A 15,299-nucleotide genomic window follows, 5' to 3' on the forward strand; every position below is an offset into this window, starting at 1 on the left:
GCGCAACAGCCTAAACCTATTGTACGAGTAAATACGAACAGTTTGAGCCTTTTTTAAACATCGTTAAAATCTTGTATCTGATTCAGCATTTACGGGCTGGAAAGCCATCGCCGCTCACTTTAAGGTAAGGCTTTCACTCTCAACGGGAAAATTGACCATGCGTATTCTGGTAGTCGGCGCCGGCGCCACCGGCGGCTATTTCGGTGCGCGTCTGGCGCAAGCAGGACGTGATGTGACTTTTCTGGTGCGCGAGCGCCGCTTTCAGCAGTTGCAGCAAACCGGTCTGGTGCTAGAAACGCCATCCGGCAGCGAAGTGATTCAGCCACAACTGGCGCAGGCCGGTTCGCTGGATGGGCATTTTGACCTGATTATTTTGACGGTGAAAAGCTTCGCGCTGGATCAGGCGATGACCGACATCGCGCCCGCCGTCGGTTCGAACACGCTGATCATGCCGATCCTCAACGGCATGCGACATATCGATACGCTGCGTGCGCGCTTTGGCGACAAGGTGATTGGCGGCTTGTGCAAAATCAACGCCACGCTGGGTGAAAACGGCGAAGTGCTGCAGATGACGCCGCTGCATATCCTCTATTACGGCGCGCTGGACGGTAACAACGATGCGCGTTTGCAGCGTGTGGATGAAGCACTGCGTACGGCGCAATTTGATACGGTGTTTGCCGACAACATCATCAGCGAGCTGTGGGAAAAATGGTTGTTGCTTAGCACCTTGGGTGCGGTGTGTTGTCTCGCGCGCGGTAATACGCAACAGGTGCTAACGTCACAAGGCGGCGAAGCGCTGCTGCAAAGTGTATTTGGTGAAGTGTTGTCGGTACTGAGCGCGGAAGGTTATCAGCAGCGCCCGGCGGTGACGGCGAAGATTTATGAGACGCTCAATAATCCCAAAGCGGCGATGACCTCGTCAATGTATCGCGATTTAACTCAGGGCTTTGAGATTGAGGCCGATCAGGTGATTGGCGATCTGCTGGTGCGCGGCGCACGCAGCGGCGTGGTGACGCCGTTGCTGAACGCGGTGTATGTCAATTTGCAGGTGTACGTGCAGAGTCGATAAAACGGGTCGCCAGGAATGACAATCCCCGGACTGGTTTTTCGTAGGGTGCGCATTTATGCGCACCAGGTCACCATAAATGGCGACCCTACGGAAGTCGTGTTGATGGCGACCTAAACGTCACAATCGTGACTGCACGCCTGGCAACTGCTTCAGGCGTTGCCAGCCGGCTTCCACCTCTTCTGGCACCTCGACGTGGCCAAGGAAACCTTTGCCGCGCGGCCCGTAACCATTTTCATCGTCACGCAAGCGCTGGATTTCCCCCATCAGCAGCGAGAGAAAACGCTCCATCGACCACAATCCCTGCGGCGGCGCACCAATGATGCGCAACATCCCAGCGTCCATCTTCACCTGCGGCACAAACACCGGCCAGCTGATAAATTCCGGCGCATCCGCGCGATCGCGCCATTGATAGCGGAAGGTTTCCCAGGTGCGACGCTGCATCAGCGGATCCTGCACCAGCAATACGCGCTGCGGCTGCCAGCTGTGCTCATCCAGCAGTTTCTGGCTGAAGGCGGCGTTATCCCCGCAGTTGCGTGAGGCGGTTTCCAGCAGCAGCAGATCGTCCGGCAGCGCGGCAAAGACGCGGGCGACATCGCCTAACAATTCGGCTTCGCTTTTGCCTTTGCTGTCGATTTGGCGATACAGCGGATGCGCCGCGAGCATCTCCACCAGCAGCGGCGTTGAGTGGCCAATGCCGCCGCTGATCAATAACGGCAGCTGATATTTTTTCGCCACGGCAATTACCGCTTCCACGTTCGGTAGTACCGCGTGACCGGCGAGAATGGCTAAATCGATGTCGAGCGTGCCATCTTGTGGCATCTGATCCAGCGCCAGCCAAGCCGCCAAGGTGTTGATATCCTGAATCTGATGGTTATTGAGTTGCATCCGGTTCTCCTCTTTTTACCTTTGGCAGTGTAGCGGCTTAAGTGCGTGTCGGCAGGGAAAAATTTGCTACACTCGCAGCTTAATCTTCAGGAGAGATTCATGACTGCGCGCTCCGTAACCCTCGACGATGTTGCTCATCTGGCTGGGGTTTCTTATCAAACCGTTTCCCGCGTCCTCAACCATTCCGAGCAGGTTTCGCCGCGCACCCGCGCCAAAGTAGAAGCCGCGATGCAGCAGCTCAACTATGTGCCGAATCGCGTGGCGCAGCAGCTGGCGGGTAAAAACACCCGCACGCTGGGACTCGCCACCAGTGATTTAGCCTTAATGGCACCCGCACAGATCGCCTCGGCGATTCAGCAACGCGCGGCAGCGCAGGGTTATCATCTGGTGATCGCCATGGCGAATCCCAACAGCGCGCCGCAGGACACCGTGAATGAACTGCTGGCGCAACGCGTAGATGCGCTGCTGATCAACCTGCCGCTGGATGCCGCGCAGGCCGCGCAGATTCAACAACAGTGCGACCACAAACCGGTGCTGTTTCTCGATGTGGAGCGCAGCGCTGAAGTGGCGCAATGTCAGTATCAGAGCGAATCCGGTGCGCAGCAGGCGGTTGATCATTTGGTGGCGCTTGGCCATCGCCAGATTGGCGTGTTAAATGGCCCGGCAAGTTCCGCTTCGGCGCGCGCACGTTTCGCTGCGTGGCAGCAGGCGCTGGCGGCGCATCAGCTCACGCCATTCTGTGTGTTGAGCGGTGACTGGAGCGCGGCATCGGGCTATCAGGCGCTGCTGGCGCAGTTACCTGACCATCTGCCGCAGGCGATGCTGGTGGCCAACGATCAGATGGCGCTCGGCGCGATGCGGGCGCTGCATCAACATGGCGTGAGGATCCCGGCGGAGATTTCGCTGATTGGTTACGACGATACGGCGGAAAGCGCGTGGTATCAGCCGCCGTTAACTACCGTGCGGCAGGATTTGCAGCAGTTGGGCGCGGTGAGTGTTGATCGCTTGCTGGCGCAGCTGGAAGGCGGCGATGTGACAGAGAAGACGCTGGAAACCGAGCTGGTTCTGCGTGAGACCACGGCGGCACCGCAGCAGGATGAAGTGGATGTGGCAGAGATTGCGCAGCAGTTGCAGGTTTTGGCGCGGAAGTTGAAGCGTTGAGCGGGAAGTAGAAAGAAAAAGGTCGCCATGAATGGCGACCTTACGATTTATTGCGCTTTTGGCTCGCCCATCGCTTTCAACTTCTTCGACAGCTCGCGACGCTCTTTGGAGAGGTCAGCGTTTTTGATGATGTACTCATCAACGCGGTCTTCATAGTCCACACGCATGCTGGCGATAATTTCCTGCACCGCCTCGATGCTCATGCCTGGTTTGATGTATTCACTCAGGTTGTCCAGCAGCAGCACACGTTTCTGGTTATCACGGACTTTCTTCTCGTTATCCACGATTTCGCGCTGCAGTTTGTTTTTACGACGGAACATACGCACAAACTCCAGTACGTCCTGAAATGATTGCTTGGCATTTTCCATGTTGGCACCTTTCTTGAGGCCTGCGTCGGCAGGCGGAATAGTCATAACGTTTAGCTTAGCGGCTTGGCCGCCAGGGTTGCAATTCTCACCGCTAAATTCGGACTGGCGCTTATCTTAGCGCAAAGAAAGGGTGATTCACATTAAGTCATTGCCTGAGAAAACTATTTACGCAGCGCCAGACGCACTAAATCGGTCATGCGCTCCAGCTGACGCGCCTGTTCGAGGCTCAGCCAGACGTAACCGTAAATCGCCGTGGTTTCGGAACGTCCGCTGCGATTGGCGATCAGCTGCTCCAGTTCCTGGGTGATCTCCTCCAGCGCGTGGCTGTTGGCGGTGATCTGCTCGGTCTCACCTTTCACCATTAGCGTTGCCAGCGCATTCAACGTGTCTTCGGTCATCTGCTGAGTACGGCGCAGCGTGGGCGCGTTGAGCATAATCAAGTGGCTTTCACGCGACGACCACCATGCATCTATCTGCATCTGCATGGTATTCACCATATTGCGATTGATGGTTTGGATCGCCTCAAACACCGATTTCGGAATGCGCGTCTCTTTGCTCGCCGGCTCCAGCAGCGCACGCATTTTGATCACGCCGCTCAGCAGCTTCTGGAAAGGTTTATTCAGCCGCGGTTTCTCCAGCAGATTGGCGGAGAAACCGGTGTGATGCAGCTTGGCCATGGCGATAAATGCATCCGACAGCTGGATACGCCAATGGGTGTACGCGCGTTGCGCCCAGATGGCGCTAAACAGCAGTGCCATCAATGAACCGAGAATCACGTCGCCGCCGCGCCACATGGCGATGGTGAAATCCCCGGCCGGTGCGCCAACCACTACGCCGAGCGTGATACCGATCAACAGCGCCATGTAAGGATGTTTGCCCAGTGTCAGATAGCCGCAAACCACCATCACAATGGCGCACCACACCAGCATTACCGGCAGCGAAAACAGCTCAAGCTTGAGCGCAATCAGGCCGGATATCAGACCGGCGAAGGTGCCGCTAATACGCTGCACCACACGCGGCAGCACGTTGCCCCAGGTGGAAATCGGCCCCATCACTACCACCAGCGTAATCAGCGGCCAGGTGCCTTCGGGAATGTCGGTGAGGCGTACAAACAGGAAGCACAGCACAAAAGCGATAGCGATGCGCACGCCGTGCACGGCGCGATAGTGGCGGTAGAACCAGAACTCAATCTGCGAGATGGGCTTGTCAGCGCGTAACATGGTTGTCCGGGAACGCTAAAAATTTGCGCGCTATGTTACCCTGGCGAGGGCTGCGGCATCAGGGTTGAACGCAACTATTTTTCGTGTTTTGCTGAAATTCAACATGAGCGCTACATCTGATTTTCTCAATGGAAACATTGATGTAACGCAGTGGGTTTGGTGCGGTTATTGATAAGGTCGCCATGAATGGCGACCCTACGTGTATGGTTTTGTAGGGTCGCCATTTATGGTGACCGAACGGGTGCGATTTTGTAGGGTCGCCATTTATGGTGACCGAACGGGTGCGGTTTTGTAGGGTCGCCATTTATGGTGACCGAACGGGTACGGTTTTGTAGGGTCGCAATTTATAGTGACCGCGTAATTTAATCAGCCGCACGTACCGGAATATACATATCCACCAACCAGTCGCCGCTGTCAGATCCATCAGAAAGGTAATGCTCAAAACACGGACGATTGTCGACTTGCCAGCCGCCCTGCGCGTTCAAGCTATCGAACAAACTGCGCCACGCGCTGAAGAAATCGTTGTTGAGCACTTCAACACGCGCGTGAAAATAGCGGCCGCCCGGCAATAAGCCTTTTTCGATATCGTCGCCCGCCGCCGGAATCATCTCTTCTGGCGCGGTAATCACCGTTTCCACGCGCAGCTCTTCGGGCGGCAGCTCCTGCGGATTACCGTAATAGATCGCCAGCCATTCGCCTTCAACCTTGTGCTCACTCACCCAGCTTTTCAGCTGGTTAAAGCCGCGCGGCACGGTTTCCTGCCACGGACCTTGCAGATGATAACCGAGCCAGCTTTGCGGATTACGTTCAACAATCGATGCTTTCATACCTTGCCTCTCATCAGCAGCAGAAACAGCGATTGTGCCATCACCGCCGCAGTACGGCGACGATGATGACGCGGAAATACGCGACGGATTACAGTTTCTGTTTCACGTAATCGCTGATGCGCGTAATGATGCCAGCCTGATCAACCGCTTGCAGCGCGTAAAGCGGATAGCTTGCCAGCTGCTTATCTTTGTCCATCACCTGAATTTCACCAATCTGCTCGCCCGCTTTCAGTGGCGCTTCCAGATCTTTGCGATCGATGACGTATTTCGCCATCACGTTAGCCACTTCGGTGCGCGGCAGCGACAGGTAGATGTCCTGCGTGGTACCGACATCCACTTTATGCGGATTGCCGTACCAGACGTTTTCGGTACCGATTTTTTTGCCTGCGTGGAACAGCTGCACGGTGTCAAAGGTGTTTTGGCCCCACACCAGCAGCTTGCGCGCCTGATCTTCACGGCCTTTCGAACTCTTGCCGCCCATGATCACCGCGATCAAGCGATGACGCCCGACGACGTTGGAAGCGATGATGTTGAAGCCCGCACTTTCGGTGTGGCCAGTTTTCAGGCCATCGACGTGCAGATTTTGATCCCACAGCAAGCCGTTGCGGTTGTTTTGCGTAATGCCGTTCCAGCTCAGGGTTTTCTCACCGTACATGGCGTAGAAATCGGGCTCGCCGCTGATGATGGCGCGCGACAGCACCGCCAGATCGCGTGCGGTGGTGTGCTGGCCCGGCGCATCAAGGCCGTGCACGGTTTCGAAATGGGTGTGCGACAGACCGAGCTTCTGCACATAGCTGTTCATCATGGTAACGAAGCTGCTCTCGCTACCAGCCACGTGATCCGCCAGCGCCACGCAGGCATCGTTACCGGAATCGATAATCACGCCGCGCATCAGGTCGCGCACCGTGACCTGATCGCCCGGCTTGAGAAACATCAGCGAAGAACCTTTAAACACCGGATTGCCTGCGCCCCACGCATCTTTGCCGATGGTGACTTTGTCATCGCGGCTGATTTTGTTCTGATCGATAGCGCGATCAACGACATAGCCGGTCATCAGTTTGGTCAGGCTGGCCGGATTACGCTCTTCATCCGGATTGCCGGCAGTGAGAATTTGTCCGGTTGTGGCGTCCATCAACACCCACGAAGCCGCATCAATCGGCGGTGGCGTCAGGGGAAACGGCATGCTGTCGTCAGCCTGTGCCAACGATGCCCAAATAATCATTCCAGATACAGTTACCAGCAGACGCCTTTTCAACACTTCTTCCTCAAGATCAAAAAATGAATTTACCGCCGCACGTTTTACGGCAAATAGCGCTTACAGATCTGAATAAATTGAAAAAAAGTATGAACTGCGCGTAAATGCTGCGCGCCCGCTCGCAGCGAGGATGATCGAGGTTGTACTGCTATCCACGGACGACTATCCTGTGCGTTGATTCTCCATTGCCAGGATAACGCCGTGCCCGCCTCTGAGTTCACCTTCTTATTTCACGATTATGAAACCTTCGGTAAAAGCCCATCGCTGGACCGTCCGGCGCAGTTCGCGGGCCTGCGTACCGATAAAGAATTCAACGCGGTAGGTGAACCGCAGGTATTTTATTGCCAACCAGCCGACGATTATTTGCCGCAGCCGGAAGCGGTGATGATCACCGGCATTACGCCGCAAACCGCCAAAGCGCGCGGCGTGACTGAAGCGGCGTTTGCCGAACGCATTCACGGCCTGTTTAGCGAGCCGCAAACCTGTGTGATTGGTTACAACAATGTGCGTTTTGATGATGAAGTGACGCGCAATATCTTCTATCGCAACTTCTATGATCCGTACGGCTGGAGCTGGCAAAACGGCAATTCACGCTGGGATCTACTCGATGTGATGCGCGCCTGCTACGCGCTGCGCCCGGAAGGCATTGAATGGCCGGAAAATGATGATGGCTTCCCGAGCTTCAAGCTGGAGCATCTCACCAAGGCCAACGGCGTGGCGCACGAACAGGCGCACGATGCGATGTCGGACGTTTATGCCACGCTGGCGATGGCGAAACTGGTGAAAGAGAAGCAGCCGAAGCTGTTTGAGTTTCTGTTTACCCATCGCAACAAACAGAAACTGATGACGCTGATTGATATCCCGCAGATGAAACCGCTGGTGCACGTCTCCGGCATGTTCGGCGCGGCGCGCGGTAACACCAGTTGGATTGTGCCGCTGGCGTGGCATCCGGATAACCGTAACGCGCTGATTGTTGCGGATCTGGCCGGTGATATGTCGCCGCTGCTAGAGCTGGAATCCGATGAGCTACGTGAGCGTTTGTATACCCGTCACAGCGATTTGGGCGATCTGCCTGCGGTGCCGATCAAGCTGGTGCACATCAATAAGTGTCCGGTGCTGGCGCCCGCGAGCACGCTGCGTCCGGAAGATGCCGCGCGCCTGAATATCGATCGTCAGCAGTGCCTCGCTAATCTTAAGCTGCTGCGTGACCACGCGGAAGTACGTGAGAAAGTGGTGGCGCTGTTTGCCGACGCAGAGCCATTTACGCCTTCAGATGATGTGGATGCGCAGTTGTATGACGGTTTCTTCAGCGACGCCGACCGCGCGGGTATGAATATTATCCGCCAGACGCCGCCGCAGAACTTACCGGCGCTGGATTTGAGCTTCGAAGATAAGCGCATTGCTAAGTTGCTGTTCCGCTACCGCGCACGGAATTTCCCTGGCACGCTGGATGACGCCGAGCAGCAGCGCTGGTTGCAGCATCGCCGCGAAGCGCTGAATGCTGAGCGTGTGCAGGCGTTTCTGCTGGAGCTGGAGTCGCTGGCGAGTTTGCATGAAGGGAATGCGGAAAAGATGGCACAGCTGAAGGCGCTGTATTTGTATGCGCAGGAGTTGGTGTCTTAAGAAGATTTGTTCAATGCCCTCTTCGCAAGAGAGGGTTTTTCCTTTTTAACCGGCTTTTTACTTCGTTTTTTTAAACATCGAATTCTTTGGTTTCACTCTCCGTCTGATTTTTTAGTTCCGCTCTTAAAATACACATAACTCATAGCCTTTGACGGGCTTTTGAGACACGTCTCTTTAGCAGCTGAAATAGGTTTCTATACCATTTTTATTCTCTTAACTCACTATATCGCTTAGTTATTGAATCGGAATTGAAACTATGAACTTACTTGCATATGACCAGACAAAATATATTTACAGAGATATTCGACGCCCTACTTTCGCCGGCTCCACCGGTGAATACCATCCAAACACCGTAGTAAGAATTACGCTTGGCCAAAAACAGATCAATGCGGATTACAACCCTGTTGACGGTAAATACACCTGGACGCTCGATGAAGATCTGCCTGATGGTGTTTATAATCTGTCAATTTTTGTCATTGATGCTGCAGGTAATGTTGGTCCAGCAACCCTGCGCACGCTGGTCATTGATACTACGCCTCCAGAAGCCCCTGAGCTTATAAATCTCAAAGATGACGTTGGCACGAAAACCGGTAGCTTTGATCCGGGCCAGCTGACAGACGATGCTAAACCAACTCTGACGGGCGTTGCTCAGCCTAATACCGTTGTATATTTACGGGATGCAGCAGGCAATAATATTGGCAGTGCAAAAACTGATGCAGTGACCGGCAAATGGGTTATCGAGCCGAATAATGATTTGCAACAGGGTGAGAACGTATTAACCCTGGTGGCTATTGAAGAGTTTGGCAAAGATGCCAATGATGCACCGATTTACCGTGAGGGCAAAGTCTCTGATTCCTTCATCATTAATGTTGGCATGGCTGACTTCGTTACCATCGTCGACGCCCTTGATGATGCGGGTAAATGGAGTGGCGTGCTGAACAATGGCGCGCTTACCGACGACACTACGCCAACACTGCGCGGCCAGGCAAATGAAGGCGCTACGGTCATCGTTTACTACCGCAAAGCGGGTGAAAGCACCTGGGCAGGAAGCGCAACCGCAACGGTGAACGGACAAAACTGGAGCTGGACCCCTTCACCTGCGCTGGCGGCCGGTCAATACGAGTTCCAGGCGGCGACACCTAAAGTCTCTTCTGCACTATTTAACCTGGACATCTTTGCTGCGGGTTCAGGCGATCAACAGACAAAAATCACCGAAGTCTGGGACGATTTCGGCACCAGTATCGGCAAACTCAACAGCGGTGATTTTACCGATGACATGTCACCGAGATTCACTGGTCGGGCAGAATCGAACAGCCGGGTTGTAATTCAGTACACGCTCAATGGCAGCCAGAACAGTGTCACCGTTGATGTAGGCCATGATGGAAAGTGGAGCTGGACGCCGTCGGTTGATCTGTTGGCTGGCGACTGGAATTTCCAGGTTAAGAGTGAAGGTGCAGCGGACTGGAATGACAGTTTCGATCTGCATATTTATCCGTCACCTTCGGTGCCGACCACCATTACGCAGGTTTTTGATGATGTAGGCGTTACCGGGCCTGTCGGCAACAACGGTATCACCGATGACAGCACCCCAACCTTATCCGGTCGCTCTGAAGCGGGACGCTTTGTCCTTATTTACGACGGCAACACACTGCTGGGCTCCACGCAGACAAGCAGTAATGGTGACTGGATTTTCACGCCGGCGGCGCTGGGCGACGGACGCCATAACTTCTGGGCCGTGCAGCGTGACTATTCCGGCGTGTCAAATAAATGGCAGATCGAAATCGATACTTCCGGTTTGGGTCCGGATAAACCAAGCATTACAGGATTGTTCGAGCACCAGGCGAGTGGCGCATACGACAAGTTTGTTAATGGCGGCATTATTGATGATGGCAGCGTAAAGGTTGAAGGCACTGGCCGCGCGCTGAGCGTTATTAATATTTACGATGGCACAACGTTAATTGGCAGCACCACGGCAGGCACCGACGGTAAATGGTCATATCTGCACGACAGTAATTATACTTCAGGTTTCCACAGTATCACCGCAAGAGAAGTAAAATCAGCCGGAGTCAGCGACCCTTCAAATGAAGCCAGGTTTACTTTGGTGGGTACTGGAAAATCGGGTGAAAGTTACTTCGCTCAAAGCTTTGATAATGATCAAGCGGTCATGACAGGAAGCAGGTCATTTAGTTCAGGATACACTTTCCGTTCAAGAAACGGGGGCACCTTAAAATTAGTGGAAGGTACTCTGTACTCTAAAAACCAAGCGATAGTTAAAAATGAACCAGGTTACCTTAAGTTTCTTGATGACGGTGATACCGCTGCGAAAAGTGTCACTTTTGAAATAGCAGCTTCTACTGATTTTTATATGGCAGTTAATGGGCTGTTCGACAGTGGCTGGGCACGGTTAACTTATTTCAGCACCACAGGTAAAATTTTGGGATCTTCGGACTTCGGTTCCAAAGTTGGTGTAGCAAACGAGGGAGTTGTAAAACAATCAGGATTTGTAGCGCCACAAGGTGAATTGATTGGCAGGGTGACAGTTACGGTTAAAGATAAAGGGGGAATGGGTATTGCAAGTGTTATGTATGGTGCTTCAAGTGATTTCCCAGGTAAAGGTGCCTCATATTTTAATATTCCAGCTGGAGTTGCATATTCATTTACCGCAGGTACAGGACTTGACGGTTTCGGAATTGTAACCGGCGTGGCTTATACCGAAAACGGAAAGCTGAAGCTTTCACCTGATGATATTTTTAGCTTTACTGTCGGCCAGACTACTGACATCCAATTCAGCTTGGAAGGTTATGTCGGCGTGACTTTTTATGATGCCTATAACAATGTAATACATTCCGGTAGTTATAGTAGCTTCGTAAACTATACTGCACCTGCTGGTCAGCTAATCTATCGTGTTGCGATCGATACCTATGGTCAGACTAATGTTCTGATTGATAACGTTGTATGGGGAAATAACCCAGGAAACCCCGATTACGGCTACGACAGTAATAGCGCCAACATCGCTGCCCATGATGACAGCAAGGTTGAGTTAAATGGCCTTGTCGAATCCAAAGCGATTATTGACCTGCAAGATGGTGAAAGCACCACCAAGGTTATCACCGTAGAAGATTTGCTGACTTATGGCGAGGAAGGTCTTTTCACTGAAGCTGATGCCAGGCAACTGATGATTCAGGGCGATAAAAATGATGTTATTCAACTGAAAGATATTATGCCGGAAGGTGACGATGTCGAGCAGTGGACGCATCAAAAAGGCACCATTACCGTTGCGGGCGTAAAATATGAAGTTTATAGCCACAATGGTGAGAATGCAGAGCTGCTGGTACAGTCAGATGTTAAAGTTGAAATAATCTGATTTGCTCTGAAGTAATGTAAATTGCGGCGCGCGGTAACACCAGCTGGATTGTGCCGCTGGCGAGTTTGCATGAAGACAATACTGAGAAGATGGCACAGCTAAAGGCGCTGTATTTGTATGCGCAGGAGTTGGTGTCTTAAGAAGATTTGTTCAATGCCCTCTTCGAAAGAGAGGGTTTTTCCTTTTTAACCGGCTTTTTACTTCGTTTTTTTAAACATCGAATTCTTTGGTTTCACTCTCCGTCTGATTTTTTAGTTCCGCTCTTAAAATACACATAACTCATAGCCTTTGACGGGCTTTTGAGACACGTCTCTTTAGCAGCTGAAATAGGTTTCTATACCATTTTGATTCTCTTAACTCACTATATCGCTTAGTTATTGAATCGGAATTGAAACTATGAACTTACTTGCATATGACCAGACAAAATATATTTACAGAGATATTCGACGCCCTACTTTCGCCGGCTCCACCGGTGAATACCATCCAAACACCGTAGTAAGAATTACGCTTGGCCAAAAACAGGTCAATGCGGATTACAACCCTGTTGACGGTAAATACACCTGGACGCTCGATGAAGATCTGCCTGATGGTGTTTATAATCTGTCAATTTTTGTCATTGATGCTGCAGGTAATGTTGGTCCGGCAACCCTGCGCACGCTGGTCATTGATACTACGCCTCCAGAAGCCCCTGAGCTTATAAATCTCAAAGATGACGTTGGCACGAAAACCGGTAGCTTTGATCCGGGCCAGCTGACAGACGATGCTAAACCAACTCTGACGGGCGTTGCTCAGCCTAATACCGTTGTATATTTACGGGATGCAGCAGGCAATAATATTGGCAGTGCAAAAACTGATGCAGTGACCGGCAAATGGGTTATCGAGCCGAATAATGATTTGCAACAGGGTGAGAACGTATTAACCCTGGTGGCTATTGAAGAGTTTGGCAAAGATGCCAATGATGCGCCGATTTACCGTGAGGGCAAAGTCTCTGATTCCTTCATCATTAATGTTGGCATGGCTGACTTCGTTACCATCGTCGACGCTCTTGATGATGCGGGTAAATGGAGTGGCGTGCTGAACAATGGCGCGCTTACCGACGACACTACGCCAACACTGCGCGGCCAGGCAAATGAAGGCGCTACGGTCATCGTTTACTACCGCAAAGCGGGTGAAAGCACCTGGGCAGGAAGCGCAACCGCAACGGTGAACGGACCAAACTGGAGCTGGACCCCTTCCCCTGCGCTGGCGGCCGGTCAATACGAGTTCCAGGCGGCGACACCTAAAGTCTCTTCTGCACTATTTAACCTGGACATCTTTGCTGCGGGTTCAGGCGATCAGCAGACAAAAATCACCGAAGTCTGGGACGATTTCGGCACCAGTATCGGCAAACTCAACAGCGGTGATTATACCGATGACATGTCACCGAGATTCACTGGTCGGGCAGAATCGAACAGCCGGGTTGTGATTCAGTACACGCTCAATGGCAGCCAGAACAGCGTCACCGTTGATGTAGGCCATGATGGAAAATGGAGCTGGACGCCGTCGGTTGATCTGTTGGCTGGCGACTGGAATTTCCAGGTTAAGAGTGAAGGTGCAGCGGACTGGAATGACAGTTTCGATCTGCATATTTATCCGTCACCTTCGGTGCCGACCACCATTACGCAGGTTTTTGACGATGTTGGCGTTACCGGGCCTGTCGGCAACAACGGTATCACCGATGACAGCACCCCAACCTTATCCGGTCGCTCTGAAGCGGGACGCTTTGTCCTTATTTACGACGGCAACACACTGCTGGGCTCCACGCAGACAAGCAGTAATGGTGACTGGAGTTTCACGCCGGCGGCGCTGGGCGACGGACACCATAACTTCTGGGCCGTGCAGCGTGACTATTCCGGCGTGTCAAATAAATGGCAGATCGAAATCGATACTTCCGGTTTGGGTCCGGATAAACCAAGCATTACAGGATTGTTCGAGCACCAGGCGAGTGGCGCATACGACAAGTTTGTTAATGGCGGCATTATTGATGATGGCAGCGTAAAGGTTGAAGGCACTGGCCGCGCGCTGAGCGTTATTAATATTTACGATGGCACAACGTTAATTGGCAGCACCACGGCAGGCACCGACGGTAAATGGTCATATCTGCACGACAGTAATTATACTTCAGGTTTCCACAGTATCACCGCAAGAGAAGTAAAATCAGCCGGAGTCAGCGACCCTTCAAATGAAGCCAGGTTCACGTTGGTGGGTACCGGAAAAACGGGTGAAGGCTTTTATGTTAACAACTTCCATGATGATGCAATCATCAATGGAGCAGGAAGGCAATTTCAATCAGGATACACTTTCAGGATACCAGAAGGGGGCTCCATAAAATTAGTGTCCGGTGGGGTATTCTCTACAAACCATACTTTAGTTAAAAAGGAGTTAGGTGCCCTTAAGTTATGGGGTGGCGATGATACTTCTATACATAGAGTTATTTTTGATACCCCCCCTGCTACTGATTTTTATATGACAATTGCTGGGCTTTCAAACAATGGTTTTGCTGGTTTAGATTATTACAGCACCACAGGTAATTATTTGGGAACCTCGGATTTCCTTAGGAAAGGGGGGGTATCAATATATGGGAATTTGTTTTCATCAGGTTTTGTAGCGCCACAAGGTGAATTAATTGGTCAAGTAAGAATTTCTTACAGAGATAAAGGTGGGATTGCTATTCAAGGCATTAATACTGGCATGTCCAGTATCTCACAAAAAGGTAGCGTATATTTTGACCATGACGTTCCTGAAGGACATGTATTTAGTGCGGGTGCAGGACAGAATAATTTTCGAGTTCTAGACGGAGTGCTTTATAGTCAAAGCGGAAAGATGAAAATTTCACCTGACACTGATTTATTTAGCTTTACTGTAGGTCAGACCTCTGATATCCAATTTAGTACGGAAACTGCTGCCGGCGTTATTTTTTATGATGCCTATGACAATAGATTGCATTATGGTAATTACAATGGCTATGTAAATTATACTGCACCTGCTGGTCTACAAATTTATCGTGTTGAGATCGAAAACTATGGGCGTAGTAATATCCTGATTGATAACGTTGTATGGGGAAATAACCCAGGAAATCCCGATTACGGCTACGACAGTAATAGCGCCAACATCGCTGCCCATGATGACAGCAAGGTTGAGTTAAATGGCCTTGTCGAAACCAAAGCGATTATTGACCTGCAAGATGGTGAAAGCACCACCAAGGTTATCACCGTGGAAGATTTGCTGACTTATGGCGAGGAAGGTCTTTTCACTGAAGCTGATGCCAGGCAACTGATGATTCAGGGCGATAAAAATGATGTTATTCAACTGAAAGATATTATGCCGGAAGGTGACGATGTCGAGCAGTGGACGCATCAAAAAGGCACCATTACCGTTGCGGGCGTAAAATATGAAGTTTATAGCCACAATGGTGAGAATGCAGAGCTGCTGGTGCAGTCAGATGTTAAAGTTGAAATAATCTGATTTGCTCTGAAGTAACGTAAATT

At 51.7% G+C, this 15,299-nt stretch carries 10 protein-coding genes; 5 read left to right on the plus strand and 5 right to left on the minus strand.

Annotated features, from left to right (window positions below; all coding sequences use genetic code 11):
- The first annotated feature begins 157 nt into the window (after positions 1–157).
- The gene (locus tag VIJ98_RS12490; protein ID WP_323274269.1) at positions 158–1,069 is read left to right on the plus strand and encodes a ketopantoate reductase family protein; all 912 of its coding nucleotides are present in this window, start codon (positions 158–160) and stop codon (positions 1,067–1,069) included.
- 117 nt (positions 1,070–1,186) lie between these two features.
- Here the strand turns inward: VIJ98_RS12490 and VIJ98_RS12495 are convergent, their stop codons facing one another.
- Entirely contained in the window at positions 1,187–1,954 is a 768-nt protein-coding gene (locus VIJ98_RS12495; protein WP_154157324.1) for a YdcF family protein, read from the minus strand.
- Between the two features lie 99 nt (positions 1,955–2,053).
- Here VIJ98_RS12495 and VIJ98_RS12500 point away from each other — a divergent pair, with 99 nt between their 5' ends.
- Positions 2,054–3,115, plus strand: a complete 1,062-nt coding sequence (locus tag VIJ98_RS12500; protein ID WP_154157323.1) for a LacI family DNA-binding transcriptional regulator — start codon at positions 2,054–2,056, stop codon at positions 3,113–3,115.
- A 47-nt stretch (positions 3,116–3,162) separates the two neighbouring features.
- On the opposite strand, the gene tmaR is transcribed toward VIJ98_RS12500, so the two are convergent.
- The 4 genes from tmaR to dacD form a co-directional block, all read right to left on the minus strand.
- Entirely contained in the window at positions 3,163–3,483 is a 321-nt protein-coding gene (gene tmaR / locus VIJ98_RS12505; RefSeq protein WP_008110563.1) for a PTS system regulator TmaR, read from the minus strand.
- A gap of 161 nt (positions 3,484–3,644) precedes the next feature.
- The gene (locus tag VIJ98_RS12510) at positions 3,645–4,703 is read right to left on the minus strand and encodes an FUSC family protein (protein WP_008110562.1); all 1,059 of its coding nucleotides are present in this window, start codon (positions 4,701–4,703) and stop codon (positions 3,645–3,647) included.
- Positions 4,704–5,065: 362 nt separating this feature from the next.
- Positions 5,066–5,530, minus strand: a complete 465-nt coding sequence (locus VIJ98_RS12515) for a GyrI-like domain-containing protein (protein ID WP_323274272.1) — start codon at positions 5,528–5,530, stop codon at positions 5,066–5,068.
- An 88-nt stretch (positions 5,531–5,618) separates the two neighbouring features.
- Positions 5,619–6,785, minus strand: a complete 1,167-nt coding sequence (gene dacD / locus VIJ98_RS12520) for a serine-type D-Ala-D-Ala carboxypeptidase DacD (protein WP_154157321.1) — start codon at positions 6,783–6,785, stop codon at positions 5,619–5,621.
- A 201-nt stretch (positions 6,786–6,986) separates the two neighbouring features.
- On the opposite strand from dacD, the gene sbcB reads away from it, so the two are divergent.
- The 3 genes from sbcB to VIJ98_RS12535 all read left to right on the plus strand — a co-directional run bounded on the left by sbcB (position 6,987) and on the right by VIJ98_RS12535 (position 15,276).
- A complete protein-coding gene (gene sbcB, locus VIJ98_RS12525; protein ID WP_323274274.1) occupies positions 6,987–8,408 on the plus strand; it encodes an exodeoxyribonuclease I in 1,422 nt (473 codons plus the stop codon).
- Between the two features lie 256 nt (positions 8,409–8,664).
- On the plus strand, positions 8,665–11,772 hold the full coding sequence (locus VIJ98_RS12530; protein WP_323274276.1) for an Ig-like domain-containing protein: 3,108 nt from the start codon (positions 8,665–8,667) through the stop codon (positions 11,770–11,772).
- 396 nt (positions 11,773–12,168) lie between these two features.
- On the plus strand, positions 12,169–15,276 hold the full coding sequence (locus VIJ98_RS12535; RefSeq protein WP_323274278.1) for an Ig-like domain-containing protein: 3,108 nt from the start codon (positions 12,169–12,171) through the stop codon (positions 15,274–15,276).
- Positions 15,277–15,299 lie beyond the last annotated feature (23 nt).

Origin of the sequence: Pantoea sp. S18, assembly GCF_045689705.1 — a bacterium.
Lineage (GTDB): Bacteria > Pseudomonadota > Gammaproteobacteria > Enterobacterales > Enterobacteriaceae > Pantoea > Pantoea symbiotica.

Excerpts from the sequence above, each read along its gene's own strand:
- VIJ98_RS12490 (WP_323274269.1), top strand. The coding sequence starts at position 158 with ATGCGTATTCTGGTAGTCGGCGCCGGCGCCACCGGCGGCTATTTCGGT.
- VIJ98_RS12495 (WP_154157324.1), bottom strand. The coding sequence starts at position 1,954 with ATGCAACTCAATAACCATCAGATTCAGGATATCAACACCTTGGCGGCT.
- VIJ98_RS12500 (WP_154157323.1), top strand. The coding sequence starts at position 2,054 with ATGACTGCGCGCTCCGTAACCCTCGACGATGTTGCTCATCTGGCTGGG.
- tmaR (WP_008110563.1), bottom strand. The coding sequence starts at position 3,483 with ATGGAAAATGCCAAGCAATCATTTCAGGACGTACTGGAGTTTGTGCGT.
- VIJ98_RS12510 (WP_008110562.1), bottom strand. The coding sequence starts at position 4,703 with ATGTTACGCGCTGACAAGCCCATCTCGCAGATTGAGTTCTGGTTCTAC.
- VIJ98_RS12515 (WP_323274272.1), bottom strand. The coding sequence starts at position 5,530 with ATGAAAGCATCGATTGTTGAACGTAATCCGCAAAGCTGGCTCGGTTAT.
- VIJ98_RS12530 (WP_323274276.1), top strand. The coding sequence starts at position 8,665 with ATGAACTTACTTGCATATGACCAGACAAAATATATTTACAGAGATATT.
- VIJ98_RS12535 (WP_323274278.1), top strand. The coding sequence starts at position 12,169 with ATGAACTTACTTGCATATGACCAGACAAAATATATTTACAGAGATATT.